A 26,222-nucleotide genomic window follows, 5' to 3' on the forward strand; every position below is an offset into this window, starting at 1 on the left:
GGAAGGCCCGGTGCATCGGTCGGCTTCCCCGAGATCGGATCCGGTGACGGCACGTGACGTGGGCCGCCAGCCGACGTCGGCCGTAGCCGACGGCGGGATTCGAACCCGCGTCCCGCTCTTGAGAGGAGAAGTAACCGTCTCCTTCGCACCGGGGAAGCGCATATTCATTTATCAGGTCCTCTGGTTTATTACGCCGCAGAGTTCGACATCGGTCCCGGCGGGTTTCTTTTGGGAGAAGAAGTAGCCGGAACCTTCGCACCTGAGGCGTTTACAACGGTAGCGGCGATCGGAATACGCCGCATCCGATTAATTCCGCCCCGGCCGGACGTCCGGCACGCCGAAGTCCCGGCGGGCCCGCGGCCCGGGCGGCGGGGCGCCGGCCGGGGCCGCCTCCCGGACGGCGGGGCCGGGTCAGGCGGCCCGCAGCGCCGCCGCGGCCTCCTCCTCGACCCGTACGGCCCGCGCCGCCAGCTCGGCCAGCTCGGCCAGCAGGCCGCTCCGCTCGTCCTCGCCCAGCGGCCCCTCGTAGGCGCCCGTCGCGGCGATCTCCCGGAGCCGCCCGGCGGCCCCGGCCCCCTCGGTGAGCAGCAGCTCCGCCTTCTCCTCCGCCAGCTCCCGGTAGCGCGGGAACGGCTCGGCGGCCCGGGCCGCGATCCGCGACCACAGCCCGCCCGCCTCGCGGTAGAGCCCGGCCGCCCGGGCGCAGGCCGTACCGCCGAGCAGGACCCCGGCCTCGTCCAGGAAGGCGGCGTACAGCGGGCGGGTCGCGCCGGGCGCGGTGTACTCGCTCTCCAGGCACTCGTGCAGCCGGGTCATCGCGGTGAAGAACGCCTCGGGGTGGGCGAACCGCCGCGCCCAGCCGGTCCTGCCCCTGGCGTCGCCGAGCTGCCCGGCGAACCGGTTCATGCCGGAGAGCCCGAAGTTGACGTCGAAGGCGTTGCCCAGCACCGGCCCGGTCATCCCGGCCGCGGTGGCGGCGATCGCCTTCCGCACGGCCTCCGCCGGGTCGGCACCCGCCGGGCCGGTGACCGAGACCAGGTGGTGCCTGGCCTTCTTCAGGGCGGACCAGGCGGTCATGAACTCCCCGAGCGGGAGCCGCTCCGGTTCGGAGCGCGCGTCGCGGACCAGCACGTCGCCGCCGTCGAGGCCGACGACGGCGACCTCCAGCGGGTCGGGGAACGGCAGGCCCGGCCGCCAGGGCAGGGAGAACCGGCCGACCCGGCAGACCGCCGTCCGGCCCGCCTGGAGGGTCTCGCGCAGGGCGCGCTCGGCGACGCGGGCGGAGCCGGTCTGCCGCACCTCGTGGGCGACGCCGGCGCGGGCGAGCGCCGCGGGGATCATCGGTTCGGGGTGGGCCTGGGCGACGATCGTCATCATCGGGTGGTGGCCCTTGTACTCGAAGACGGCGTACATGAACCCGATGCCGCCGCCGAGCCCGGCGAGCATCGCCTCGCTGTGGCCGGGCAGCAGGTGGTGCAGGAGGGCCGCGTCGTGGTGGCCGCCCGCCGGGTGCCCCTCCGGGGCGGCGCCGCGGGCGGCGAGGACGTGGCGGAGCGCGTCGGTGTAGGACTCGCCGGTCCTGGCCATGCGCTCGCGGACCCGGCGCTTGAGGTGCTTGCGGTCGGTCATGATCTGCTCCTGGGCGGCGGCACGCGCGCACCTCTCCCACGCTCGGTGCTCGCCGCGCCGTACGGGCCGAGTCAGACCGGATGACACCCATCACGCCCCGAGGACAACGATCCCCTCTGCCTCCGCGGGGGCCCGCGGCGTGGGCACGGGCTCAGGAGGTCCGGCGCGGGACGGCGCCGCCTCCAAGGATATCCGGCAGGGGCGTGCAGGGGGAGCCGCCGGGGTGCTCGGCCGGGAGCTCGCGCCGGAGCCGTGCCCGGTCGGCCAGGGCGAGCAGGCGCAGGATCACGCCGCCTCGGCCTGAGCCCCGGCCGGGTCATGACAGGCCCAGGCCGGGCCGGAGGCCGAGGCGGCGAGCCGGGCCGGGCCGGGCCGACCGGACGGTCTCCAACGTACTACTGGGCAAGACCCTGCATAACGGTGAATCCCGTAAACCGGATTCTCATGAGGATCTGAGAGCATCACAATGACTCAAAGTCACCACCTTTCCCAGGAGGATCCCGTTGACCGCCGCATCCGAGAGGGACAACCTCGACCTCGCCGCGACCGCCCAGGAGATCGCCGACGGCGCCCAGGCCGGCTCGATCGACCACGCCGCCGCCGCCTCGGTAGCCATCACCTGCGCCACCACCCGGGACGCCGCCCACGCCCGCGCCGTCCTCGACGGGCTCACCCCCGACGAGGTACGGCAGGCCGCCCTCGAACTCTTCGACCGGCTCGCGGCCCCGGCGGAGTGACCCGGCGGGGTCGCACCCGCCGGAGACGGCCGGCGGCCAGGGCGCGCCACCCGATCCGCCGCCACCGCGCTCCCCCGTCCCTCCACCCGGACGCGGCCCGTTCCGTCACTCCGGCGGCGTCCCGTGGATGCGGCCCTCGGTCCGCTTCAGCGGCATGCCGGTGCCGCCCCAGCGGTGCTGCGTGAGCTCGGCCGCGATCGACACCGCCGTCTCCTCCGGAGTGCGGGCCCCGATGTCGAGGCCGATCGGGGAGTGCAGCCGGTCCAGCTCCGCCTCCGTCAAGCCCGCCTCGCGCAGCCGCTTCATCCGGTCGTCGTGGGTACGGCGGCTGCCCATCGCGCCGATGTAGCCCGCCGGGGTGCGCAGCGCCACCTCCAGCAGCGGGACGTCGAACTTGGGGTCGTGGGTGAGCACGCAGATCGCCGTGCGCCCGTCGACCTCGGTCTCCCGGAGGTACTGGTGCGGCCAGCGCACCACGACCTCGTCGGCGTCCGGGAAGCGCTTGCGGGTGGCGAAGACGCCGCGGGCGTCGCAGACGGTGACGTGGTAGCCGAGGAACCTGCCGACACGGGCCACGGCGGCGGCGAAGTCGATCGCCCCGAAGACGAGCATCCTCGGCGGCGGCGCGAACGACTGCACGAACACCGCGACCTCGTCCATGCGCCGCTCGCCGCGCCGCCCGTAGTGGCGCTCGCCGGTCAGGCCCTGGGCGAGCATGCCGCGCGCGTCGTCGTCCACGGCCACGTCCAGTCCTTCGGCGCCGAGCGAGCCCGAGGCGTGCTCCGGCCAGATCACCCGGCGTCCGCCGAGCACGGCGGCGGCCGTACCGGGGTCCGCAGGAGCCGTAGAAGCCGCAGGAGCCATGGTGTCCGTGCCGGGAGCGGCGACGTCCGTGCCGGGAGCGGTGACGGTCGTCGCGACGGCGACCGGGCGGTGCCCGGCCACCGCCGCCGCCACCTCGGCCAGTTCGGGGAAGGTCTCCCGGTTCACCGGTTCGACGAAGACGTGCAGGATGCCGCCGCAGGTGAGCCCGACGGCGAACGCGTCGTCGTCGCTGACGCCGTACCTCTCCAGGACCGGCCGCCCCGACTCCATGACCTGCCGGGCCGCCTCGTACACCGCGCCCTCGACGCAGCCGCCGGAGACGCTGCCGACGACCTCGCCCCCGGCGGAGACCGCCATCGCCGCCCCCGGTCCGCGCGGCGCGCTCCTGAACGTGCTCACCACCGTGGCGAGGGCGAACGTCTCCCCCGCCGAGTACCACCTCAGGATCGCGTCCAGGACATCCCGCACCGCAGGTCCCTCCACCGCTCGACAATCCCCTCCAACCTGGACACTTCCCCTAGACGCGCAAGGCGTCAAGCCGCGGCGCCGGGTCCCCGGCCCATACGGCCCGCGCGGGACGTCACGGCGGCCGGGAGGAGCAGCAGGACCGTGCCCGCGAGATGAAGGAGCCACGCGGCGCCCGTCAGCCAGGCGGTCGTGTACGAGTATCCGGTCAGCGTCTCCTCGGCCCTGAACAGCGCGGAGAACGCCTGGACAAGACCGAACACCGTGCCCGGCAGGAGACTCACCGCCATGGCGCTCCGCGCCGCCCGGGTCCCGCCCCGCCACCGCACCATGGACGCCAGGGCCAGCGTGACCGCGCCGGCCGCGGAAAAGGCCCACAGGAAATCCTCGGTCTTGCCGAGCGCGAACTCGGTGAAGAAGCTCGTTCCGTCGCCGGTTCTCTCCTGTTCCTCCAGTTCCGCCCTGAGGCCGGGCATCAGGGCCAGGCCGGCTCCCGCGACCGCCAGCTGGCACAGGGCCGACGCCAGCAGGCACAGGGCCGCGCTCTTCGTGCTCCGCATCCGCTCTCCTCGCTCTCCTGGGAGCAAGCGTGGCGGCGCGTTCTTGCGGGACGCTTGCCGATCACTGCGCCGGGCCTCCGGCCGCACCGGCCACCGGCTCCGTCGCGGGCGGGCGGACGGGCTTGAACCTGACGCGACGGAAGGTCCTAGCGTGGTGACCGTGACCGGGAGAGACGGCGCCGGGCGGCGGTGGAGCATCGGCGAGGTGGCGCGGGCGAGCGGGATGACCGTGCGGGCGCTGCACCACTACGACGAGATCGGCCTGCTGCGCGCGAGCGAGCGCACCGCCTCGGGGCACCGCCGCTACACCGGGCGCGACGTGCGGCGGCTGTACCGGGTGCGGGCCCTGCGCACGCTCGGGCTCTCGCTGGAGGAGATCGCGGACGTGCTCGACGGCTCCGCGGACGACCTGGAGGCGATGCGCGGGCTGCTGGCGGCCCAGCTCCACGGGCTGGAGGCGCACGCCGTACGGCTCCGGCAGCTCACCGACCGGCTGCGCGGGCTGCTGGAGCGGCTCGACGGCGCGTCGATGCCCGATCCGGACCAGTTCATGACGACCCTGGAGATGATCTCTGTGTTCGAGGCCTCGTTCACCCCGGAGCAGCGGGAGCAACTGGCCCGGAGGAGGGCCGAGCTCGGCCCGGAGGCCGTCGAAGCCGCCGGGCTGGAATGGAAGGAACTCGTCGAGGAACTCCTCCGGCACGTGCAGGACGGCACTCCCGCCGACGACCCGCGGGTGCGGGAGCTGGTCGGCCGCTGGGACGCGCTGGGGAACCGGTTCCACAGCACGGGCGCGGACGGCGAGCGGACGAAGGCCGCGGCGCGGCGGATGTGGGAGGAGCACAGCGAGGAGCTCGGACGGAGCCTGCCGTGGCCGGCGGAGCGGATGCGCGAACTGGTCCGCTACCTGGAGCGGGTCCGGCAGGCCGGGCGGCGCGGGCACTAACGGCGGCCACCGCGGCTGCGGCTGCTTCCGGCTCCGAAGCGCGGCGCTCGCGCCCAGGGTGCCGTCTCCGCAGTCGAGGAGATAGTAGCCCGCGGCGTTCTTCGTCCGTAGAGCCCCCGTCCTCCAGCCTGGCACCGGGTCCGACCGTGGTCGAGACGACGCCCGTGTCCCCGTGCACCCTACGGCTACCCGTCCTCGCCCGTCGGACCGCCCGGGTCGTCTCGTTCCGCTTCCATCCGGCGGACCATGTCATCGAGATTGTTCATGGACCGCAAGGTGTCCGGATGATCCTCCCCCAGCACCACCCGGCGCCGCTCCAGTGTCTGCTCATGCAGCCAGCGTGCCTCCTCCCACCTTCCCAGCCCGCCCAGAGCGTCGGCCAGGTTTCCCATGGACCGCAAGGTGTCCGGATGATCCTCCCCCAGCACCACCCGGCGCCGCTCCAGTGTCTGCTCATGCAGCCGACGTGCCTCCTCCCACTCCTCCAAGCGGCACAACGCGTAGGCGAGGTTACTCATGACGCGCAAGGTGTCAGGGTGATCCTCTCCCAGCATCAGCCGACGACCACGCAGTACCTTCTCATCCACCAGTCGCGCCTCCTTCCACTCCCCCAGCACCCCCAACGTGTGGGCGAGATTGTGCATGAGCATGAAGGCGTTCAGATCACCGCTTCCGTACCGCTGTTGATGGGCGGCCACGGCCTGCAAGGCCAGATCGTGCGCCCGCTGCAATTGACCGGGATCTCGGTGGAGGACGAAACCCAGAAGACTCATGGTCTTGAGGGTGTCGAGGTGATCATCGCCGAGTAGCCTGGTACGCGCGCGTAGCGCCTGTTCCAGCAGCTGACGGGCTGCCGCGTCCTGTCGCCGACGATCGAGGTATTCCCCGTACAGGTGCTGGAGTGCGGCGATGGCGGGAGAGAGCAGCTCCAGCCGGTCGGAGCGCGCGGAGACGGCTTGGGCGTGCGGGAGCAGCGCGGCGTACCGAGGCCAGACACGGGCATCGTGATTCTCCTCGGGGGTGGCGGCCAGCAGTACGGAGGCCGCCGCCTCCAGCCAGCGGTGTGTTCCCCAGCGCTGAGACGCCCGCGGTAACTGGCTCAGCAAGGACCTCGGCCCGGTGATCCCGGACGTGTCGGCGCCGATGTGATCGCGTACGACGGCCTGCACCAGTTGGTGGACGGACAGGTCCGAACCGGGCGAGTCATCATCAGGATCGGTAGCGGTCACCAGCGAGGACGACAGCAGGACGGCGACCGCCTCGTCCAGCCGGAGCGGGCCGGCGGCGGCGCGGCGCAACGCGCGCGGCAGCGCGGTCACCTGCCGAAGGGGCAGGTCGCGCGGGATCGGCGCGGCAGCGAAATGGGCGAGGAGTCGCAGTAACTGGCCCGCCGGTCGGCAGGTCCGGTCGACTCGCCGCAGTGCAAGCCGCCAGGTCACCGTGACCGCCGCGGGGTAGTTCACGGGCACGCCGCGAGCCAGAGTGAGGATCTCAGTGCGGCTCTCGTGGTAGCGCTCCAGCAGCTTCGTCCAGGTGAGCGCGGTGGCCTTCGCGTAGGCGCCGGCCTGCCGCAGGGCCAGCGGCAGGCCGCCCAGTTCCTCCGCCACCTGCGCCAGCGACTCCCCCTCCTCACTGTTCGGCTCCTGACCAGACGGCCGGCCCCGAAAGGCCTGCAACAGTTCGATCGAGTCCTCCCGGGAGAGTGGGGGCACCTTCAGTGATCGAGCCAGATCGCCCCAGTCCGGGCGAGTGGAGACGATGAGGACCTGGCCTGGCCCGGTTGGGAGCAGGTCGGCCAGCACAGCGGGATCCAGTACCGAGTCGAAGATCAACAGCCAGTTCGCGCGCCCGGCCAGCAGGTCCACCACCCGCCGGCAGGCTCGCTCCTGATCTGCGTCACCCACGCCCAGGCGCTCGGCCAGCTCCGCCAGCGCGGCCACGGCCGCCACCCGGTCCGCCGCGGGGACCAGCCAGCCCACCTCCAGCTTCGGACGCCGCCTGGCCGCATACGCCAGGGCGAGCTGGGTCTTGCCGACCCCGGCCAGCCCCCACAGCGCCACCACACGAAGCGGGCCGCCGCTCCAACCGACGGTGAAGGCCCGGACGAGGTCCTTCATCGCCTGCACCCGCCCACCGAACAGCCGGGTCGGCGCAGGAATGTTCCAGGCCCTTCCGTCGGCGGGGAAGGGTGCCCGGTCCGCCTCCGGCACATCGCCGTCCGCGACACCGCCCACGGCACGCCGGTTGCGGACCTCGACGACGACGGCAGGGACGCCCAGCAGCGCCACCACCGGCAGGGCGATCCACAGATAGGGATCCCACTCGGGCGGCAGCGCGTCAGTGGCCACGTTCATCGTGAACGGGATCAGTAGCAGGAGGTCGACGATCAGGATCACCAGCGCGAACGTGGACGGACGGCGCCTCACCGACTCCTCCCCCTCGCCAGAGGCCGTGCGTCCACCCGTACCCTCCAGAGACCTTGCAAACCCCCTGCAAAACCACGCCATCCCTCACGTCACATCTAAGCTCCCAAGGGGTCCTACTCCAGAGAACGCGCGGCCAGCGCCTTCGCCAGGCGGTCCTCGAAGAGGCTGCCCATCACACGTGCCTTCTCCGGGCCCACGTACTGCCGTCAGCGAGAAGGGTGCCGCGGCGCGCCCGCCACCATCCGTACCCCCGCGCTCTCAGCTCCCCGAGATGCCGCCGCAGCCATACCACCTGCTCCCGGAGCCGGGCGCCCACCGTTCCGGCGTCCCGGCTCGATCCCCAAGGGCGAGAAAGGCCAGGTAGAGATCGGGATGACGCTCACTAAGCTTTAATCCGTGAAGTTACAGCGGTTTGAGGACCAGGCCGGTCTCGGCCAGGCAACCCTCGATCAGGTGCGGCCGGTACTGGATCTTCTTCAGCCCTCGCTTGACCACCCGCACCAGCTGATCCAGGCCGGTCACCGCAAGGTTGCCCAGCCCGCCGCGATTCAGCAGCGACCAGATGCCCTCCACCGGGTTGAGATCGGGTGCATAGGCCGGCAACTGGATGACCCGCAGCCAGCCGGTGTTGTCGGCGATGAACCGCCGCATCTGGGTACAGGTGTGCCGATTCAGGTTGTCCCAGATCACCCGCGATCGGCGCGTCGAGCTGCCGGCGCGCCATGATGATCAGATCGCGGTAGTCGCTCCAGGTGAAGCTCGCCGTCTCATCCTTGCGTCGCCGGTAGACGTGCACCCGGTAGATCAGCCGGGACCGCCGGCCGGGCCGGTAGCAGGTCAGCGCGGCCACCGAGATGCGGCCCGCGCGTGCGCCCGGCACCTTCACCACCGGCGTGGCGCCGCACAGAGCCCAGGTACGGGCGATCGACGGCCTCAACGTCCGGCCGCACTCGTCTTCGAAGCAGACCCAGGCACCCAGGTCCGCCGCGGTTGTTCCACGAGCGGCCACACCTTGCGTCTTCCACACCACGACGGCCTGCTCATCGCGCTCACTGGCCCGGCGTGCCGGTACCTGACACGACCAGCCGTGCCGCCGCAGCAGCTTCCACACCCCGGCCAAGGAGTAGGTCAGGTGGAACATCCGCCCGATCACCCGCCGGATCCGGGCCAGGGTCCAGTACCGGTCGTCCCAGCCGTGCGCGGCCGGGCCGCGCAGCAGCGCGGCCTCCAGCCGGGCGAAGCGCGCCTCATCCAGCACCGGCAGCGAGGCCGGGCCTTTGGAGGCCAGCGCCGCATCCCCGCCGCGGGTCCAGGCGCGCCGCCAGCGGTTGGCCGACATCCGACTGACCCGCAGCTCCTTGGCCACCTGGGCATCGGTGTAGTCGCGGGCGAACAGCTCGGCCGCGCGCAGCCGTACCTGTTCGCGTTTGACTCGTTGTTCGGCGGTCAGCCCGCCGCCTCGCGCGTACCGCATGTTCTGGGCATACCACGACAACCCAGCGCGGTCACATGATCACTTAACATCACGAATTAAAGGTCAGCATAGCGAGGCGACAGAAGCCGTAGAATCTTCACCTCGGCCTGCCTCGGCCACGACGCCGGGACGGCGGTCGGTCGATTCCTCGACGTCCAGCAGGATCTCGGCGCCTCGGCACGCGCGCTCAACGACGTCATGCAGGTTCTGTTCCACCTGCAGTTTCTGGAAGCTGCGGAACAAATGCCGACCCGGGCCTCGGCCCTGTGGGAAAATGGAAAGGTCGCGGTCGCGAGACTTCCTTAGGAAGGCTTTCCCAGTCGCTCCGGATTGAGGGCGGAAAGCCTCGATCACTTTTCTCACATACCTGTCCGCCTCTCCGGACGAAGGTATGGAGAATCAGTGAGGCGACGCGGAGGAGTGACCAGGGAAAGGGCGCGGAACCCGGTCGGCGCCCTTTCCCTCACCCTGTTCCGCCGCCGGGCGGAACAGGGTGCCCGCACACGGTCAGCACCGCAGGCCGGGGCCCGGGTCGACACCCAGGATCCCGGCGAACTCCAGATAGAGCCGCACCCGGTTGTCCACCTGCCGGGGGCCGGCGCCGTCGCACTCCAGGAAGCCGTTGATGCTGCGGATCGTCTCGCCGAAACCGTGCCCGCCGACCATCGCCTCGTGCGCCGTCATCGTGCCGGGACCGTTCTGGGTCATCCAGTACCAGATGGCGGTCATCCACGACACCGAGGCCTCGTTCTGCACCAGGTTCGGGTTGTTGAGCAGGTCGATCTCCAGTGCGTCGCCCGCCGCCTTGTAGTTGAAGTTCCAGCTCAGCTGGATCGGCCCGCGGCCGTAGTAGGACGACCGGCCCGCGGGACAGCCGTAGGGCTCGGTGTCCCGGCAGTAGTGGGAGTAGTTCGCGGTGTTCACCTCCACGATGTGGACCAGGCCGCCGGTCTCGTGGCTGATGTTGGCGAGGAAGGCCGCGGCCTCCTGCCTCTTGGCGGTGTCGGAGCCCGCGTTCGCGAACTCCGGATAGGCGCTCAGGGCCGTGACCAGGCCGCCGTAGGTGTAGAAGGGCTTGCGCTTCGGGAACATCTGCTCGAACTGGGCCTCGGTGACGACGAAGTTGCCCTCGCTCTGCTCGCAGGCCCCCTTGTCCGTCCAGTTGCCGGACGGCCCGCCCGGGACGTTGTTCTGGTTCCACCACTTCGCCCGCCAGTTGCGGCCGTTGTGGGAGGCGACCAGCCCGCCGGCGTACGCCTTCGCGGGGCTCCACTCGCTCGCGCAGATCGGGGTGACCGCCGGGGAGTCCGCCAGGGCGGGGGACGCCGGGAGCACCGCCGTCAGCGCTCCCGCGACCGCCATGGCGGAGAGGGACGCCGTGATGCGGTTTCTCAACATCTGCTTACTCCTTCATGCGACGGAAAGTCGCATACGAAAAACAACAGGGGACCAACCCTGGACGGATGGAGACATCGCGACCGGGAACTCCGCTGGAGACCTCCACAGGATCGATGCCAATCAACAGGAATTCGATTTATCTCGTCAACGAGAAAGCCGGAATGTTCCGCATAGCGCAAACGCGCGGCTCCGCGGAGGGGGGAGCCGGACCCTTCCCGCGGCTCCCGGCGCCCGTCTCCCGGACCGGCCTCCCCGGTGGGCGGCCGGTCCGGGAGGCGGGCGCCGCGCGGCCGGGACCCTCCGCGAGCAAGGGGATCACTTCACCGAATGCGGTGATTACCTCGACGATCACGAGGGGTACGGGCCTTCTGCGGTGAGACCGGGCTTTTCGGGGCTCCGCCGGAGGGCGGGGCCGCGTTTGGCCGGGGCTGTGCGGGGGACCTCCCGCATGCTCCGGACCGGCCGCCGCGCCCGGTCCGTCCGCCCCGTCAGCGAGAGGTTCTCCGTGCGACGTCTTCTCCGCCTGTCCCTGCTGGCCGGCGCCGTCCTCACCGCCGTTCCCGTGACCGCCGTGACGGCCGGACCGGCCGCCGCGGCCCCGTCCGGCCTGCCGAAGGGCGTCAGGAAGGCGACCGTCGTGCGGATCGTGGACGGCGACACGATCGAGGCCCGGCTCCGCGAGAGCGGCCGGACCGTCCGGATCCGCTTCCTGGGACCCGACACCCCCGAGGCCGGCCGGTGCTGGTTCGAGGCCGCGACGGAGCGCACCCGCATGCTCCTGCCCGTCGGGAAGACCGCGTACCTGCTGCGGGACGAGGACCGCAAGGACCACTACGGTCGCCGTCTCTTCTACGTCTGGAACGGCGAGGGCGTGTCCGTGAGCCGCCACCTCATCCGCCACGGGTTCGCCAGGGCCCTGCTCTACCGGTCCAACGACCGGTACATCAGGGTGATGCGGGCCGAGCAGGCGAAGGCCCGGCACAAGGGGCTGCGGATCTGGTCGGGCGAGTGCGACGCGTTCAGGCCGTGAGCTGCTCCAGGATCTGCTCGCCGTACTTGGCCAGCTTGTTCTCGCCGACGCCGCTCACCTCTCCCAGCTCGGCCAGGGACGAGGGGCGCTCGGCCGCGATCTGGCGCAGGGTCGCGTCGTGGAAGATCATGTATGCGGGTATGCCCTGCTCCCTCGCGCTCGCGGCCCGCCAGGCGCGGAGCCGCTCGAAGAACGGCACGGCCTCCTCCGGCAGGTCGGCGGGGGCCGCACGGCGGGATCCGGCGCTCCGGGCCGCGGGCTCGGCGCGGGCCGGGCGCTCGGGCTCGCGCCGGAGCGGGACCTGGCGCCGCCGGGCCAGCACCTCGGCGCTGTCGTCGGTGAGCACCAGCGAGCCGTAGTCGCCCTTGACCGCCAGCAGCCCCTGGGCCAGCAGCTGGCGCACCACGCCGCGCCACTCGGACTCGTTCAGCTCGGTGCCGACGCCGAACACCGTCAGGGAGGCGTGGCCGTGCTGGACGACCTTCTCGGTCTCCCTGCCCAGCAGGATGTCGATGACGTGACCCGCGCCGAAGCTCTGGTGCCGCTCCCGCCGGAGCCGGAGCACGGCCGACAGGAGCTTCTGCGCGGCGATGGTGCCGTCCCACGTCTCCGGCGGCGACAGGCAGGTATCGCAGTTGCCGCAGGCGGTCGCGCCCCGCTGGCCGAAGTAGGCGAGCAGCCGTACGCGCCGGCACTCGACCGTCTCGCACAGGGCCAGCATGGCGTCGAGGTGGGAGCCCAGGCGGCGGCGGTGGGCGTCGTCGCCCTCGGAGGTCTCGATCATCCTGCGCTGCTGCACGACGTCCTGGAGCCCGTAGACCAGCCACGCGGTGGAGGGCAGGCCGTCGCGCCCGGCCCGGCCGGTCTCCTGGTAGTAGCCCTCGACGGACTTGGGCAGGTCGAGGTGGGCGACGAAGCGCACGTCGGGTTTGTCGATGCCCATGCCGAACGCGATGGTGGCGACCATGACGAGGCCGTCCTCGCGCAGGAAGCGGGCCTGGTGGGCGGCGCGGGTGCGCGCGTCGAGCCCCGCGTGGTACGGCAGCGCCTCGATGCCGTTCTCCGTCAGGAACGCGGCGGTCTTCTCGACGGAGGTCCGCGACAGGCAGTAGACGATGCCCGCGTCGCCGGGGTGCTCGGTGCGCAGCAGCTTCAGGAGCTGCCGCCGGGGCTCCTTCTTGGGCGCGATGCGGTACCGGATGTTGGGGCGGTCGAAGCTCGCCACGAAGTGGCGGGCCTCCTCCAGTCCCAGCCGGGAGGCGATCTCCGCGTGGGTGGCCTCGGTGGCGGTCGCGGTCAGCGCGACGCGGGGCACGGCGGGCCAGCGCTCGTGCAGCGTGGACAGGGCCAGGTAGTCGGGGCGGAAGTCGTGCCCCCACTGGGCGACGCAGTGCGCCTCGTCGATGGCGAACAGCGCGATCGCGCCCCGGTCGAGCAGGTCCGGCGTCCCGGGGGCGCGCAGCCGCTCGGGCGCGAGGTAGAGCAGGTCCAGCTCGCCGGCGAGGAAGGCGGCCTCGACCCGGCGGCGCTCGTCGGCCTCCTGCGTGGAGTTGAGGAAGCCCGCCCGCACGCCGAGCGCCGTCAGCGCGTCGACCTGGTCCTGCATGAGCGCGATGAGCGGCGAGATCACGACGCCGACGCCCTCGCGCACGAGCGCGGGGATCTGGTAGCACAGCGACTTGCCGCCGCCGGTGGGCATGAGCACGAGCGCGTCGCCGCCGGCGACGACGTGTTCGATGATCTCCCGCTGCCCCTCCCGGAACGAGCCGTAGCCGAAGACGCGGCGCAGCACGCCCGCCGCGTCGTCGGCCTCCGCAGAGGTCTCGGCGCAGGTCTCGGGGCCGCTCTGGGGAGAAGTCACCCGGTCATATTAGGAGGATCACGGCCACCCGGGGAGCCGTGGACGCGGGCTGTGGACGGCGGGCGGCGCTGTTCCCCTCCCCGGCTCCGCCCGCATGACGTTCTCCGCACATCACTCATATGACGCCCCGCGCGGCCGATGGGTCGTTCCGGACGAGAGATGCGTCGCCAGGACGGCACCCGTCCGGCGACAGGCTGCTGCTCTAGGGGTGACATGAACCAGATCTTCTCTCCGCTGATCGAGGCGCTGAAGCAGCGGGGAGCCGACCCGCAGGCGCTCGAACGGGCGGCCGAGGAGGCCGAGCGCACCGGGCGGTCCCTGCGCGCGGTGCTCATCAACGACCATGTCGTCACGGAGGTCCAGCTCACCGAGGCCTCCGCGGACATGTACGGGATCAAGAGCGTCGACCTGGTCGGCTATCCGATCGACCCGGTCGCGATCGCCACGATCCCGCTCCCCCTGACCCTGCGCCACCGCGTCCTCGGCCTCTCGCTCAACGAGAACGAGATCACCGTCGGCATCACCGACCCGGGCGACGTGGTGGCCCTCGACGACGTGCGCGCGGCGACCGGGCTGACGGTCCGCCCGGTCGTGGTGGCCCGAAGCGAGCTGCGCCGCGTCCTCGACAAGCTCAAGCGCGAGGAGAACGACCTCGGCGACGTCGCCGAGGCGCTCCGCGCCGAGCAGGCCGCCGAGGCGGCGGTGTCGAACCTGAACTCCGTCGAGGAGGACGCGCCGATCGTCCGGTACGTCAACTCGCTGCTGGAGCAGGGCATCCAGAACCGCGCCTCGGACCTGCACCTGGAGCCGACCGAGCACGACATGCGGGTGCGCTACCGCATCGACGGCGTGCTGCACGAGGTCGACACCGTGCCCAGGCACGTGCAGTCGGCCCTCATCTCCCGACTGAAGATCATGTCGAGCGTCGACATCACCGAGCGCCGGGTCCCGCAGAACGGCCGCATCACCGTCATGATCAACGGGCGGAAGGTCGACCTGCGGACCGCCACCCTGCCCACGGTGTGGGGCGAGAAGATCGTGCTGCGGGTCCTCGACACCGGCGGCATCAACCTCGAACTCGAGAGCCTCGGCTTCACCGAGGACAACCACCGGCGCTTCTCCGGCTCGTTCACCAAGCCGCACGGCATGGTGCTGGTGACCGGCCCGACCGGCTCGGGCAAGTCGACCACGCTCTACGCCACCCTCGCGGCGATCAGCAAGCCCACCGTCAACATCATCACCGTCGAGGACCCGGTCGAGTACCGCCTGCCCGGCATCAACCAGGTGCAGGTCGACCACAAGGCCGGGCTGACCTTCGCGGCCGTCCTCCCGGCGATCCTGCGTTCGGACCCCGACGTCGTGCTGATCGGCGAGATCCGCGACCGGGCCACCGCGCAGCTCGCCGTCGAGGCCGCCCTCACCGGTCACCTCGTGCTCTCCACACTGCACACCAACGACGCGCCCAGCGCGGTCGTCCGGCTCACCGAGATGGGCATCGAGCCGTTCCTCGTCGGCTCGTCGGTCGACTGCGTGCTGGCCCAGCGCCTCGCGCGGCGGCTGTGCGACTGGTGCAAGCAGGAGTACGTCCCGACCGAGGCGGAGCTGGCCGCGGCCCGCTGGCCCTTCGGCGAGCTGCCGCCGCCGGAGCGGCTGTGGCAGCCGGCCGGCTGCCGCAACTGCGCCAACACCGGCTACCGGGGCCGGATCGCGCTGCACGAGGTCATGCCGATGTCCCCGGAGATCGAGGGCCTCACCATCCAGCGCGCCTCCGCCAACGAGGTGCAGCGGGTCGCCGAGGCCCAGGGCATGCGCCCCCTCCGCCTGGACGGCCTGGCCAAGGCCGCCCAGGGTCAGACCTCGATCCGGGAGGTCCTGCGCGTCGCGATCTGACCGCGGCGCCCCGGTCCGGTGCGCGCGGCGCGGTCCGGCGGCGCGCTCCGGCGGCGCGGTGGCTCCGTACCGCCGGAGCGGTGGGGCACGGCGACGGCGGGACCACCCGGCGCATCACCTCAGATGTGGACACATCCAGCCGAACAGGCCGGTATTCAGTGATGGCAAGGAGATTTCCATGGAGGCGGTTCATCCGCTCGGGCACCTGAAGGACGCCTTCGGTGAAGCGCGCAGGACGCTCAACGCGATGCTCGTGTCGCTGGTCGACGAGCGCGGCTCGGACCTGCACCTGACGGCGGGTGCGCCGCCCGCGATCCGGGTGGACGGCCGGCTGCTCCAGTTGCAGCACTTCGGCAACCTCGCCCCGGGCGACACGGCGATGCTGCTGCGCGCGGCGGTGAGCGAGGCCCAGTGGACGCGCTTCGAGCGGGACCAGGAGCTCGACGTCGCCTACAGCATCGAGGGCGTCTCCCGCTTCCGGGCCAACTTCTACCAGCAGCGCGGCTCGTACGGCGCGGCCTTCCGGGCCATCCCGCACGAGATCAAGCCGCTGGAGGAGCTGGGCCTGCCGGACTCGGTGGCCAGGTTCGCCCACCTGCCGCGCGGGCTGGTGCTGGTGACCGGGCCCACCGGCTCGGGCAAGACCTCCACGCTGGCGGGCCTGGTCGACCTGGCCAACCGCACCCGCTCGGGGCACATCGTCACCATCGAGGACCCGATCGAGTTCCTCCACCCGCACAAGCGCTGCATCGTCAACCAGCGCGAGGTCGGCGCGGACACCTCCTCGTTCTCGCAGGCGCTCAAGCACGCGCTGCGCCAGGACCCCGACATCATCCTGGTCGGCGAGCTCCGCGACCTGGAGACGACCGCCACCGCCCTGGCCGCCGCGGAGACCGGCCACCTCGTCCTGGCCACCCTGCACACGCAGAGCGCCGCCCAGACGATCGACCGCGTCATCGACATCTTCCCGCCGCACCAGCAGCAGCAGGTCCGCACCCAGCTCTCCACGGCGCTGCAGGGCGTCGTCACCCAGGCCCTGGCCCCGCGGGCGGACGGCACCGGCCGCGCGGTCATCGCGGAGATCATGGTCGCCACCCCCGCCATCCGGAACCTCATCCGCGAGGGGAAGAACCACCAGATCCCGTCCTTCATGCAGTCCGGGAGCGGCGGCGGCATGATCTCGTTCGACCAGCACCTGGCCGAGCGGGTCCGAGCGCAGCTCATCACCTTCGACCACGCGCTTGAGATCTGCCACTCGGCGGAGGAGTTCAAGCGCCTCGCCGGGAGGGCGTGACCATGCCGGTCACCAAGACATTCGAGTACCAGACCGTCGACCGCGACGGCAAGCGCGCCAAGGGCACGCTCGAGGCCGCCAACGAGGCGGCCGCCGCCCAGCACCTGCGCCAGCAGGGCCTCACGCCCGTGTCGATCACCGAGGGCGGCTCGCTGCTCAAACGGGAGATCACCATCCCCGGCCTCGGCAGCCGGACCACGCTCAAGGACCTGGCGGTCTTCGCCCGCCAGTTCGCGACCATGACGGCCTCCGGCATGTCGCTGATGCGCTCGCTGGCGGTCCTGGAGGACCAGGCGACCAAGACCTCGCTGAAGAAGGCGATCAGCGAGGTGCGGATGGACGTCGAGGGCGGAATCTCGCTCTCCGGCGCCCTCGGCAAGCACCCCAAGGTCTTCCCGACGCTCATGGTCGCGCTCGTTCGGGCCGGCGAGACCGGCGGCTTCCTCGACAACGCGCTGGAGCGCATCGCCGTCAACTTCGAGAAGGACGCCGCCCTGCGCGGCAAGATCAAGGGGGCGATGACCTACCCGGTCATCGTGCTGGTCTTCACCGGGTTCCTCGTCGCCGGCGTGCTGGCCTTCATCGTCCCGGTCTTCGAGGGGATGTTCAAGCAGTTCGGCGGGGAGCTGCCGCTGCCGACGCAGATCCTCGTCACCGCCAGCCACAGCCTGGCCTGGTCGGGGCCGCTGTTCGTGGCCGTGCTCGTCGGCTCGACCATGCTGTTCCGGCGCGAGCTGCGGCGGAGACAGCCCCTGCGGCTGGCGTTCGACAAGCTCAAACTGCGCCTGCCCGTCTTCGGCAAGCTGTTCGGGAAGATCGCGATCAGCCGGTTCTCCCGCAACCTCGGCACCCTGCTCGGCGCCGGCGTGCCGGTGATGCAGGCCATCGACGTCGTCGGCGCGACCACCGGCAGCGAGGTCATCGCCGAGGCGATGAAGGACCTGCAGTCGGCCGTGCGCGACGGCCTGCCCATGTCCACGCAGCTCGCCAAGCACCCGGTCTTCCCGCGCATGGTCGCGCAGATGATCGAGGTCGGCGAAGAATCTGGGCAAATCAGTCAGATGCTCGACAAGGTTGCCGATTTCTATGACAGAGAGGTTGACACCGCGGCGGAGTCCCTGACCGCGGCGATCGAACCCCTCATGGTCATCGTCATGGGTGTCGTGGTCGGCGGCATGGTCGTCTGCCTCTACCTGCCGATGTTCACGATCTACCAGAACATCCAGAACTGACGGGCCCCACAGGCTTTCCGTGCGCGCCACGGAAAAGACCGGCCCTCGGGCCGGTACGGCACCGGGCACCAGCCCGGCGTCATTTCCCACTGAATGAGTACAGGAGTCTCACCATGAACGCAACGCTCCGGCGTCTGCAGAAGCGCGCGCACGGCGACCGCGGCTTCACCCTGATCGAGCTGCTGGTGGTCGTCGTGATCATCGGCGTCCTCGTCGCCATCGCGATCCCGGTCTACATGAACTACCGCGAGGGCGCGGCCGACAAGTCGGCGCAGTCCGACGTGCGCGGCGCGATCACCGCCGTGGAGAGCTTCTACACCACCAAGGGCAACGTCTACCCGGCTGACACGGCGACTAAGAGCAAGACGGCGAGCTTCCCGCTCGACGCGACGAAGCCCGCCGAGGAGCGAGTGGCCGTCTCCACTGGCACCACCCTCACCTATATCAAGTCCAGCGACGGCAAGTCGTACACCATCTGCGCCAACAACGGCGGTGGCTCGGGTGCCGTGTACATCTACAAGAGTGCCGAGGGCGGTGCGGTCAAGGCGGCCACGGGCACCGTGAACATCGCTACCTGCGCCTGACCTCTCACCGGCGGGACGGCGCGTGCCGTCCCGCCGCACCCCTCGCCGAGAAGACCACCCACACGGAAGGAGAGCCCTTATGGACGCGCTCATGCCTGCCCTGGCCGCCGTACTCGGCCTGGCGGTCGGCTCCTTCCTCAACGTGGTCATCCACCGGGTCCCGCGGGCCGAGTCGCTGCTGCGGCCCGGCTCGCACTGCCCGCACTGCCGTACGGCCATCCGGCCCTGGCAGAACGTGCCGGTGCTGAGCTGGCTCGCGCTGCGCGGCCGGTGCGCCGCCTGCCGGGAGCCGATCAGCGCCCGGTACCCCCTGGTCGAGCTGGCCACCGCGGTGCTGTTCGCCGCGGTGGCCGCCCGGTTCGGGGCCGCCCCGGAGCTGCCCGCCTACCTCTACCTGGCGGCGGTCGCGGTGGCCCTCTCGATGATCGACTTCGATGTGCACCGGCTGCCGGACGCGATCGTCCTGCCGTCGTACGCCGTCGGCGCCCTGCTGCTGGCCCCCGCCGCGGTCACCGGCGCCGACTGGGCGGCGGCCCTGCGCGGCCTGGCCGCGATGGCCGTGCTGTTCGCCTTCTACTTCGCGCTCGCCCTGGTCCACCCGGGGGGCATGGGCTTCGGCGACGTGAAACTCGCCGGGCTGCTCGGCCTCTACCTCGGCTGGCTGGGCTGGAGCGCGGTCGTCGTCGGCACGTTCGCCGCCTTCCTGCTCGGCGGGCTCGCCGGCGCGGCGCTGCTGGCCACCGGCCGGGCCGGTCGCAAGACCGCCATGCCGTTCGGCCCCGCCATGCTCGCCGGCGCCCTGCTCGCCCTGTTCGCCGCCGGGCCGATCGCCGCCTGGTACGGCGGGCTGCTCGCCCCGGGCGCCTGACCCCGCCCGCTCCGACGACTCCGACGCCCCCGCCGCCGCCGACCCTGACCACGAGGAGCACCTGATGGCCACCGTCAACCCCATCGGACTGGACATCGGTTCGACGTCCATCCGCGCGGTGGAGACCACTCGCGGCAAGGACGGCCCGGTCATCACGAACATCGGGCAGATCCCGCTGCCGCCGGGCGCGGTGCAGGGCGGCGTCGTCCACGACGCCAAGGCCGTCACCACCGAGCTGAAGCGGCTCTGGGCGGCGACGAGGTTCCGCAGCCGCAAGGTCGTGCTCGGCGTCACCACCCCCCAGGTCGTGGTCCGCGAGATGTCCGTCAACAACCTCCCGGCCCGCGAGATGCGCGCCGCCCTCCCGTTCCAGGTGCGCGACGCGATGCCGCTCCCGGTCGAGCGGTCCCTGCTCGACTTCTTCCCCCTGGAGGACCCGGGCGGGCAGGAGACGGTGCGCGGGCTGCTGGTCGCCGCGCCCAAGGACGTCGTCACCGCCGCCGTGCACGCCGTCGAGCAGGCCGGGCTGCACGTCGAGCGCGTCGACCTCGCCTCCTTCGCGCTGCTGCGCGCCGCCGCCCGCCTGGACGAGCAGGTCGAGGCCATCGTCGACATCGGCGCCCGGACGACGATCGTCGTCGTCCACACCGACGGCGTGCCGCTGATCGTGCGGACCATCCCCCGCGGCGGCGCCGAGGTCACCGAGACCGTCGCCGCCCGGCTCGGCATCGAGCCGTGGCAGGCCGAGGACCTCAAGTGCCGCGTCGGCGTCCGCGACGACCAGGGCGCCGAGAACGCCGAGGTGGTCCGCGAGGCCGCCCGGCCCCTCATCAACGAGATCCGCAACTCGTTCGCGTACCTCGGCTCCGGCAACCGGCCGACCCAGGTCGCGCGGATGGTGCTCTCCGGCGGCGGGTCCCTGATGCCCGGCCTCGTCGAGACCCTGCACACCCAGCTCGGCATCGAGGTCTCCTTCGCCGACCCCACCGTGCGCACGCGCCGCGGCCGCCGCGACAAGCACGACACCCTCGACCTGGTCCGCACCGCGACCGCCGCGGTCTCGATCGGTCTCACCCTGGGAGCAGCAGCCTGATGAGCACCACTCTCCTACCGCCCGGACCCGCCGCACCGGCGCAGGACCCGTTCCGCCCGGTGCCCGTCGCGGCCGACCTGCTCCCTCCGGAGATCACGGCCGCGCGGCGCGCCCGCAGGGCCCGCAACACCGTCCTGTCCGTCCTCACCGTGTTCGCCCTGCTCCTGGGGGGCTGGTACGTCCTGGCCCTGCAGGAGACGACGGCCGCCGAGGAGGAGCTGGTCCGCGCCCAGACCGAGCTGCAGGACCAGACACGCCGGCGGAACGAGTTCTCCGAGCTCGTCACGGTCCGGGAGCGGGCTGCGACGATCGACACGCAGCTCACCGCGCTGCTCGCCGACGACCTGCGCTGGGCCACCCTGCTGTCCGCCGTCCGCGAGGCGGCGCCGTCCGGTGTGGCGGTCGACAGCATCGCCGCCAAGGTCGACGAGAAGACCGAGGGCGGGACCCGCCAGGCGAGCGACTCCGCCCTGCCGAACACCTCCGGCGAGGAGCTGGTCGGGACGCTCAGCATCACGGGCAGCGGCGACAGCAAGCAGGACGTGGCCGACTACGTCGACGCGCTCGGCGAGGTGCCCGGACTGGGCAACCCGCTCCTCAACGACGTGCGCGAGCAGGAGGACGACGGAGAGTCCCGCGTGGACTTCGGCATGCACGTCGACATCACCGACGCCGCGCTCGGCGGCCGGTACTCCGCCGACGCGAAGGAGGGGAACTGATGTTCACCGGACGGATCGACCGGCTCTGGATCATCGGCGGCGTCCTCGTCGCGGCCGTCCTGCTCGCCGTCGGCTGGTTCTTCCTCATCGGGCCGCAGCACGACGAGACCGACCGCCTGCGGGCGGACGCCGAGAGCACCCAGGTCCAGGCCGCGACCCTGCGCAGCAGGCTCGCGGAGCTGAGCCGGGAGAACACCAAGCTCCCCCTCTACCGGGCCGAGCTCGAGACGGCCCGCGAGGCGCTGCCCATGGCCGCCGGGACGGAGGAGTTCCTGCGCGAACTGCAGAAGGCGGGCGACGCCGCGGGCGTCGCCGTCGACGGGGTCAACATCGGCGGGGCGTCCCCGGTCACCGCCGCCGGCGCCGAGCTGCACACGCTGCCCGTCGCCGTGACCGCCACCGGCAGCGCCGCCGAGCTGGACCGGTTCCTCGACCAGGTGCAGCGGGTGCAGCCGCGGGCCGCGCTCATCGGGAACCTCACGTACGGCTCCTCCTCCGAGGGCGAGTCCGGCTCCGAGGACCCGAGCCTCACGGTCAACATGAAGATCTTCGTCGCTCCGCCGCTGGACCCGCCGACGGCCCCGGCCGCCGGCGCGGCCCCCGGGCAGAAGCCGCAACCCGGCCGGAAGCCCTAAACGGCGCCGCGACATCGCCGATCAGTATCACGGTGCCCGCTCCGAAGCGGGCACCGCGCACCCGAAGAAGGAAGCCCAGGAGACGTGATGTCGGCCGATCGCCGTGTACCCGCGCGCCCGCGCGCCGGATCCCGCAACCCCGGGATCCCGCGCGGCGACGGCGGTTTCACGCTGATCGAGGTCATGGTCTCCATGGTGGTCATCGGGACCGTCATGGCCGCGCTGACGGTGTTCTTCACCAACTCCCTCACCCTCACCAGCCAGAAGCGCAGCGAGCAGATGGCGGTCCAGCTGGCCGGCGACGCCGTCGAACGGGCACGCGCGATCAAGGGGTCGGCGCTGCTCGCCGGCCGGAGCGAGACCAAGTCGACGGAGCAGTGGGACGCCGTCGTGGAGGCGGACAAGATCAAGCGCTCGGCGCTGCGCGCCGGCCAGAGCGAGATCGAGATCAAGTCGACGGAGCAGCCGGACGTCGCCCTCGCCGCCGTGAAACCCTACCTGGATACCATGAAGCGGGCGTCGGACCCGGTGCTGACCACCGGCGACGCCGCGCCCCTGCCGACCAGGCCCGTCGCCGTCACGGTCGGCGGGGTGGAGTACGAGCAGCACTGGTATGTCGGCCACTGCCGCCAGCAGGGCGTGTCCGCCACCGGGCAGACGCGCGCCTGCGAGGACCCCGGGCTCCCCGACCCCGAGCCGGGCAACGTCGACGTGCTGTTCTTCCGCGTCGTGGTCGCGGTGACCTGGGACCACAGGAGCTGCTGGGGCGGGCGGTGCGCCTACGTCACCTCGACCCTGGTGAGCCCCGCCACCGACCCGGTCTTCTACATCAAGCGTCCCGCACCGAAGATCGCCGACCCCGGCGCCCAGTACGGCTACCGCACCGTCGCGATGAACCTGCAGCTCCTGGCGAGCGGCGGGCGGCTCCCGCTGAAGTGGTCGTTCACCGGCCTGCCCGCGGGGCTGGACGGATCGGACAGCGGCCTGATCAGCGGTACGCCGACGGGGACCGGCCCGTTCACCGTGAAGGCCACCGTCACCGACCGCCACGGCGACACCGACAACGCCGAGTTCCCGCTGACCGTCTTCGACCTGCCGGAGCTGACCGGCCCCGGTGACCAGGCGACCCGGGCGGGCACCGCCGTCCGGCTGGAGAACCCGGCGACCGGAGGCAGGGGCCCGCTGACCTGGTCGGCCACCGGGCTGCCCACGGGGCTGTCGATCGACGCCAAGACCGGTGTCATCTCCGGGACCCCGACGGCCTACGAGACGAAGGACGTGACCGTGAAGATCACCGACCAGGGCGGGAAGACCGACTCGGTGACGTTCGAGTGGAAGGTCCTGACGCTGAAGCTGACCGGAGCCGCCCGGACGAACTCCATCAGGGACGACGTCGAGACCGCTCTCACCGCGACCGGCGGCGCCAAGCCGTACACCTGGCGTGCCGAGAACCTCCCGGACGGCCTGGAGATCGACCCGGGGACGGGCCTCATCTCCGGCACCACGACGTGGGGCACCCGCTACCTCACCACGGTCTACGTCAAGGACGGTACGGGCGACGAGGTCTCCACGACGTTCCTGTGGACCGTCCAGCACCGGCACAACAACGACATCAGGGTGACGGGCCCCGACCCGGCCGCCCCGGACCAGACCGGCGCCGCAGGCAGGGCGGTCACGCTCGCCGCCACGGCGACGGGCGGGAGCAACAGCGGCTACAACACCTGGACTGCGGACGGGCTCCCGCCGGGGCTCTCCATCGCCAGGGACGGCAACTTCAACGCGAAGATCAGCGGGACGCCCACCACCCCGGGCACCTACACCGTCACGCTGAAGGTCGTGGACTCCCAGAAGAAGTGGGCGACGCTGATGTTCACCTGGGTGGTGCGGTGATGGGCGGGCGGCGCTCCCGGCTCGCCCGCAGGCTCCGCGACGTCAGGGCCTCCGGGGACGCCGGCATCTCGCTGATCGAGATCCTGGTGACCATAGGCGTCATGGGTGTGGTGATGACGATGTTCACGACCGGCGTCCTGCAGGTCTACCGCACCGTCAACACCGTGGAGTCGCTGTCGACCGCCCAGTCCCAGCTCCATGTCGCCTACCAGCGGCTGGACAGGGAGATCCGCTACGCCTCCTGGCTCTCCGCCGTGCGCGGCGACGGCGACCACTGGTACGTGGGCTTCGCCTACATGGACTTCCCCGATGAGGACGCGCAGACCCCGCAGCCTGTGAACGCGCAGACCAGGCAGCCGTGGTGCGGACGGCTCCGGCTCGACCTCGGCACCGGAGTCCTCCAGCTGCAGCGGTGGACGCCCGGCTCCCCGCCCGCCGCGGGGACGCCCGGCGAGACGCTGGCGTCGCACGTCGTGACCGACGGCGGCCTGAGGACCGACCCGCCGTTCTCCGTGCGCGACGCCGGGTCCTCGGCGACGGCCGACGCCGCGTTCGTCCCCGACTTCCAGCAGCTCCGGGTGAACCTGGCCGTCCGGGTGGGCTCCGGGCAGCACGCCGCCACCACCGACTTCGACGTCACGTTCACCGCCCTCAACACGTCCCGCGAGACCGAGGCCGACAACGCCTGCGACGAAGGGAGCCCCTGACCATGACCTCCATCCGGCCCGCCCGGCGCGCGGGCGCCCTCTCCCGCACGACCGGCGACCGCGGCTCGCTGCCGATGGCCCTGCTGCTCACCCTGGTCGGCATCTCGCTGAGCGCGCTGCTGGTCCCGGTGGTGGTCGGCCAGATCACCGTCACCCGTGCCGGCGCGGAGCGGAACCGCGCGCTGCACGCCGCCCAGGCCGGCATCGACGCCGCGCTCGGGCAGATCCGCGCCGCCTCGGACGGCGAGGGCAACGGCGTGGTGGAGAAGCTGCCCCGGTGCGAGCTGAACGGCGAACTGCTCCCGGACAGCGCGCAGGACGTCCCGCGCCCGCGCTACCGGGTGCAGATCGCCTACTGGGACGCCGACGGCCCCGACGGCCCCGACGGCCCCGGCGGCGCCGACGGCGTCCGCCTCGCCTGCCCGCCGACGGAAGTGCCGGCCAGTGCCACGCTCGTCGCCACCGGCATCGAGACCCCGGGCGTCGCCTTCGACACCGGCACCGCGGGCACCCGCACGCTCGAGGCGACGTACTCGTTCCAGACCACCAACGCCAACATCGCCGGCGGCTCGATCCAGGTCGCCCAGCCCACCGTCTCCCCGCTCTGCATGGACGCCGGCCCCAACGACCCGCCCAAGCCCAACGATCCGCTGCTGGTCAAGCCCTGCAAGCCCGGCGTCAGCGAGCAGCAGTTCGCCTACACCGAGGACCTCAACCTGAAGCTGGTGGGCTCGGAGAGCTCCTCCGCCCCGATGGGCATGTGCCTCGACACGGTCTCCTCGCAGGCGACCAACGCCCCCGTGGTGTTCCGGCCGTGCGAGGACCGCCGCACCCCGAAGCAGCAGTGGAGCCTCAACAACAACTCCAACTTCCAGGGCACCACCAACGGCGTCGGCCTGAACAACTTCTGCCTCAACGTGAAGACCGCCGGCCTGGCCGGCAGTCCGGTCGTCCTGGGCGGCTGCAGCGCCACCGCCAACAAGAACGTCTTCCGGCCCCAGACCGGCGTCGGCGCGGGCATGGCGGGCCCCGCCATCGGGCAGCTGGTGAACTTCAAGCAGTTCAGCCGGTGCCTGGACGTCACCGACCACGTGGTCACCCGCGCCTACATGATCGTCTGGTTCTGCAAGCAGGCACCCGACGGCAACGTCAGCTGGAACCAGAAGTGGTCGATCCCCGCGGTCACCGCCCCCGCGTGGAAGACCAGCGGCCGCATCCGCACGGTCACCGGAGGGAAGGGGTACTGCCTGCGCAGCCCCCTGTCCACCGCGGCCAACCAGTACGTCACGGTGGCCGAGTGCGCGGCCACCGGCACCCTGGCGTCCAACCTCCAGTGGACCCTGTACGGCGACACCGGCGACTACGCCACCAGCTACCGCATCATGGACGGCAAGGGCTACTGCCTGGTCCCGACCGACCTGGAGGTGCTCAAGCCCGACACCCACAGCGACGGCACCAGCAAGACCAAGGTGGCCGTCTGCGACGACTCCGAGCTGCAGAAGTGGAACGCCCCGGCCAACCTCAAGAAGCCGCTGCCGCTGACCGACATCAACGAGCGGTGACGCCCCGTCCCGCCCCCTCCGGGCCGGGACGGGGCCGCGGGCCCGCCCGGCCGGGTCACGCCCCGATCCGCTCCGCCGCCCGCCCCGCCGCGGAGACCGCCCGGTAGCCCCCCGCGTGGAAGACCAGCGGCTCGCCCTGCGAGCGGTGGAAGTGCTCGACCTCGCCGACCACGATGACGTGGTCGCCGCCCTCGTGGACGGTCACCGTACGGCAGGCGAAGCAGGCCAGGGTCCCGGCGAGCACCGGCAGGCCGCCGGGGCCGGGGCGGGGGGGCCCCCCCCCCCCCCGGCGCGCCCCCGGGGGGGGGGCCCCCCCCCGGGGGGGGGGGGGGGGGGCCCGCGCCAACGGTGAACCGCAACCCCCCGCCCCCCCGGGAGTGGGGGGGGCGGGGGGGCC

The 26,222-nt window shown here is 71.9% G+C and carries 23 protein-coding genes and 1 pseudogene; 14 read left to right on the top strand and 10 right to left on the bottom strand.

Translation table 11 applies throughout. From position 1 onward, the window contains the following. Positions 1-411 precede the first annotated feature (411 nt). Both FHS22_RS29515 and FHS22_RS29520 read right to left on the bottom strand, forming a co-directional pair. On the bottom strand, positions 412-1,629 hold the full coding sequence (locus FHS22_RS29515) for a BtrH N-terminal domain-containing protein (RefSeq protein WP_184946999.1): 1,218 nt from the start codon (positions 1,627-1,629) through the stop codon (positions 412-414). 151 nt (positions 1,630-1,780) lie between these two features. Next, positions 1,781-1,918: a hypothetical protein gene (locus FHS22_RS29520; protein ID WP_184947001.1), complete on the bottom strand. Its 138-nt coding sequence runs from the start codon at positions 1,916-1,918 to the stop codon at positions 1,781-1,783. 214 nt (positions 1,919-2,132) lie between these two features. Between FHS22_RS29520 and FHS22_RS29525 the strand changes: the two genes are divergently transcribed. Further along, positions 2,133-2,366, top strand: coding sequence for a hypothetical protein (locus FHS22_RS29525; protein ID WP_184947003.1), 234 nt, complete (start codon positions 2,133-2,135; stop codon positions 2,364-2,366). 105 nt (positions 2,367-2,471) lie between these two features. Here the strand turns inward: FHS22_RS29525 and FHS22_RS29530 are convergent, their stop codons facing one another. After that, positions 2,472-3,659 (bottom strand): XdhC family protein, encoded by a 1,188-nt coding sequence (locus FHS22_RS29530; RefSeq protein ID WP_184947005.1) that lies wholly within the window; start codon positions 3,657-3,659, stop codon positions 2,472-2,474. A gap of 65 nt (positions 3,660-3,724) precedes the next feature. Next, positions 3,725-4,216 (bottom strand): hypothetical protein, encoded by a 492-nt coding sequence (locus tag FHS22_RS37485; protein ID WP_221474266.1) that lies wholly within the window; start codon positions 4,214-4,216, stop codon positions 3,725-3,727. A 160-nt stretch (positions 4,217-4,376) separates the two neighbouring features. On the opposite strand from FHS22_RS37485, the gene FHS22_RS29540 reads away from it, so the two are divergent. Continuing rightward, positions 4,377-5,162, top strand: coding sequence for a MerR family transcriptional regulator (locus FHS22_RS29540; protein ID WP_221474267.1), 786 nt, complete (start codon positions 4,377-4,379; stop codon positions 5,160-5,162). A 185-nt stretch (positions 5,163-5,347) separates the two neighbouring features. Here the strand turns inward: FHS22_RS29540 and FHS22_RS29545 are convergent, their stop codons facing one another. From FHS22_RS29545 to FHS22_RS29565, 4 genes and pseudogenes are all read right to left on the bottom strand, one after another. Further along, a complete protein-coding gene (locus tag FHS22_RS29545; protein WP_184947008.1) occupies positions 5,348-7,558 on the bottom strand; it encodes a tetratricopeptide repeat protein in 2,211 nt (736 codons plus the stop codon). Positions 7,559-7,990: 432 nt separating this feature from the next. After that, a pseudogene (locus FHS22_RS38525) lies at positions 7,991-9,062 on the bottom strand (IS630 family transposase). 63 nt (positions 9,063-9,125) lie between these two features. Next, positions 9,126-9,278 carry a hypothetical protein gene (locus FHS22_RS29560; protein ID WP_184947010.1) on the bottom strand — a complete coding sequence of 51 codons (153 nt, stop codon included), beginning with the start codon at positions 9,276-9,278 and terminating at the stop codon, positions 9,126-9,128. Between the two features lie 291 nt (positions 9,279-9,569). After that, a complete protein-coding gene (locus FHS22_RS29565; RefSeq protein ID WP_184947012.1) occupies positions 9,570-10,460 on the bottom strand; it encodes a glycoside hydrolase family 19 protein in 891 nt (296 codons plus the stop codon). Between the two features lie 505 nt (positions 10,461-10,965). Here FHS22_RS29565 and FHS22_RS29570 point away from each other — a divergent pair. Beyond that, positions 10,966-11,490, top strand: coding sequence for a thermonuclease family protein (locus tag FHS22_RS29570; protein WP_184947014.1), 525 nt, complete (start codon positions 10,966-10,968; stop codon positions 11,488-11,490). On the opposite strand, the gene recQ is transcribed toward FHS22_RS29570, so the two are convergent. After that, positions 11,480-13,351, bottom strand: coding sequence for a DNA helicase RecQ (gene recQ, locus FHS22_RS29575; RefSeq protein ID WP_184947016.1), 1,872 nt, complete (start codon positions 13,349-13,351; stop codon positions 11,480-11,482). The two genes, FHS22_RS29570 and recQ, sit on opposite strands and share 11 nt — an antisense overlap. A 213-nt stretch (positions 13,352-13,564) precedes the next feature. Between recQ and FHS22_RS29580 the strand changes: the two genes are divergently transcribed. The 11 genes from FHS22_RS29580 to FHS22_RS29630 all read left to right on the top strand — a co-directional run bounded on the left by FHS22_RS29580 (position 13,565) and on the right by FHS22_RS29630 (position 25,825). Then, entirely contained in the window at positions 13,565-15,241 is a 1,677-nt protein-coding gene (locus FHS22_RS29580; protein ID WP_184947018.1) for a GspE/PulE family protein, read from the top strand. Positions 15,242-15,419: 178 nt separating this feature from the next. Next, entirely contained in the window at positions 15,420-16,535 is a 1,116-nt protein-coding gene (locus FHS22_RS29585) for a type IV pilus twitching motility protein PilT (protein WP_184947019.1), read from the top strand. Between the two features lie 2 nt (positions 16,536-16,537). After that, positions 16,538-17,767: a type II secretion system F family protein gene (locus FHS22_RS29590; RefSeq protein ID WP_184947021.1), complete on the top strand. Its 1,230-nt coding sequence runs from the start codon at positions 16,538-16,540 to the stop codon at positions 17,765-17,767. Between the two features lie 113 nt (positions 17,768-17,880). After that, positions 17,881-18,351 carry a prepilin-type N-terminal cleavage/methylation domain-containing protein gene (locus FHS22_RS39045; protein WP_184947023.1) on the top strand — a complete coding sequence of 157 codons (471 nt, stop codon included), beginning with the start codon at positions 17,881-17,883 and terminating at the stop codon, positions 18,349-18,351. A 79-nt stretch (positions 18,352-18,430) separates the two neighbouring features. Continuing rightward, positions 18,431-19,219, top strand: a complete 789-nt coding sequence (locus FHS22_RS29600) for a prepilin peptidase (protein WP_184947024.1) — start codon at positions 18,431-18,433, stop codon at positions 19,217-19,219. Positions 19,220-19,283: 64 nt separating this feature from the next. Further along, positions 19,284-20,312: a type IV pilus assembly protein PilM gene (pilM, locus tag FHS22_RS29605; protein ID WP_184947027.1), complete on the top strand. Its 1,029-nt coding sequence runs from the start codon at positions 19,284-19,286 to the stop codon at positions 20,310-20,312. Further along, a complete protein-coding gene (locus FHS22_RS29610) occupies positions 20,312-21,031 on the top strand; it encodes a PilN domain-containing protein (protein WP_184947029.1) in 720 nt (239 codons plus the stop codon). Before pilM ends, FHS22_RS29610 begins: the two co-directional genes overlap by 1 nt. Then, entirely contained in the window at positions 21,031-21,666 is a 636-nt protein-coding gene (pilO, locus tag FHS22_RS29615; RefSeq protein ID WP_184947031.1) for a type 4a pilus biogenesis protein PilO, read from the top strand. The genes FHS22_RS29610 and pilO overlap by 1 nt, the downstream gene beginning before the upstream one ends. 87 nt (positions 21,667-21,753) lie before the next feature. Beyond that, positions 21,754-23,556 (top strand): putative Ig domain-containing protein, encoded by a 1,803-nt coding sequence (locus tag FHS22_RS29620; protein WP_184947033.1) that lies wholly within the window; start codon positions 21,754-21,756, stop codon positions 23,554-23,556. After that, positions 23,556-24,263 carry a PulJ/GspJ family protein gene (locus FHS22_RS29625; RefSeq protein WP_184947035.1) on the top strand — a complete coding sequence of 236 codons (708 nt, stop codon included), beginning with the start codon at positions 23,556-23,558 and terminating at the stop codon, positions 24,261-24,263. The genes FHS22_RS29620 and FHS22_RS29625 overlap by 1 nt, the downstream gene beginning before the upstream one ends. A 2-nt stretch (positions 24,264-24,265) precedes the next feature. Beyond that, positions 24,266-25,825, top strand: a complete 1,560-nt coding sequence (locus tag FHS22_RS29630) for a ricin-type beta-trefoil lectin domain protein (RefSeq protein ID WP_184947036.1) — start codon at positions 24,266-24,268, stop codon at positions 25,823-25,825. Between the two features lie 55 nt (positions 25,826-25,880). Here FHS22_RS29630 and FHS22_RS29635 read toward each other — a convergent pair whose 3' ends face one another. Continuing rightward, complete coding sequence (locus tag FHS22_RS29635) at positions 25,881-26,171, bottom strand: flavin reductase family protein (protein ID WP_260408412.1); 291 nt, start codon at positions 26,169-26,171, stop codon at positions 25,881-25,883. Positions 26,172-26,222: the final 51 nt, after the last annotated feature.

This window comes from Thiemannella venezuelensis (genome assembly GCF_014203605.1).
In the GTDB taxonomy this organism is placed as follows: Bacteria; Actinomycetota; Actinomycetes; order Streptosporangiales; family Streptosporangiaceae; genus Planomonospora_A; species Planomonospora_A venezuelensis.

Bases quoted from the DNA above. Each gene is read 5' to 3' on its own strand.
- FHS22_RS29515 (WP_184946999.1), bottom strand. From the start codon at position 1,629: ATGACCGACCGCAAGCACCTCAAGCGCCGGGTCCGCGAGCGCATGGCC.
- FHS22_RS37485 (WP_221474266.1), bottom strand. From the start codon at position 4,216: ATGCGGAGCACGAAGAGCGCGGCCCTGTGCCTGCTGGCGTCGGCCCTG.
- FHS22_RS29565 (WP_184947012.1), bottom strand. From the start codon at position 10,460: ATGTTGAGAAACCGCATCACGGCGTCCCTCTCCGCCATGGCGGTCGCG.
- FHS22_RS29580 (WP_184947018.1), top strand. From the start codon at position 13,565: ATGAACCAGATCTTCTCTCCGCTGATCGAGGCGCTGAAGCAGCGGGGA.
- FHS22_RS29585 (WP_184947019.1), top strand. From the start codon at position 15,420: ATGGAGGCGGTTCATCCGCTCGGGCACCTGAAGGACGCCTTCGGTGAA.
- FHS22_RS29590 (WP_184947021.1), top strand. From the start codon at position 16,538: ATGCCGGTCACCAAGACATTCGAGTACCAGACCGTCGACCGCGACGGC.
- FHS22_RS39045 (WP_184947023.1), top strand. From the start codon at position 17,881: ATGAACGCAACGCTCCGGCGTCTGCAGAAGCGCGCGCACGGCGACCGC.
- FHS22_RS29600 (WP_184947024.1), top strand. From the start codon at position 18,431: ATGGACGCGCTCATGCCTGCCCTGGCCGCCGTACTCGGCCTGGCGGTC.
- pilM (WP_184947027.1), top strand. From the start codon at position 19,284: ATGGCCACCGTCAACCCCATCGGACTGGACATCGGTTCGACGTCCATC.
- FHS22_RS29610 (WP_184947029.1), top strand. From the start codon at position 20,312: ATGAGCACCACTCTCCTACCGCCCGGACCCGCCGCACCGGCGCAGGAC.
- pilO (WP_184947031.1), top strand. From the start codon at position 21,031: ATGTTCACCGGACGGATCGACCGGCTCTGGATCATCGGCGGCGTCCTC.
- FHS22_RS29620 (WP_184947033.1), top strand. From the start codon at position 21,754: ATGTCGGCCGATCGCCGTGTACCCGCGCGCCCGCGCGCCGGATCCCGC.
- FHS22_RS29625 (WP_184947035.1), top strand. From the start codon at position 23,556: ATGGGCGGGCGGCGCTCCCGGCTCGCCCGCAGGCTCCGCGACGTCAGG.
- FHS22_RS29630 (WP_184947036.1), top strand. From the start codon at position 24,266: ATGACCTCCATCCGGCCCGCCCGGCGCGCGGGCGCCCTCTCCCGCACG.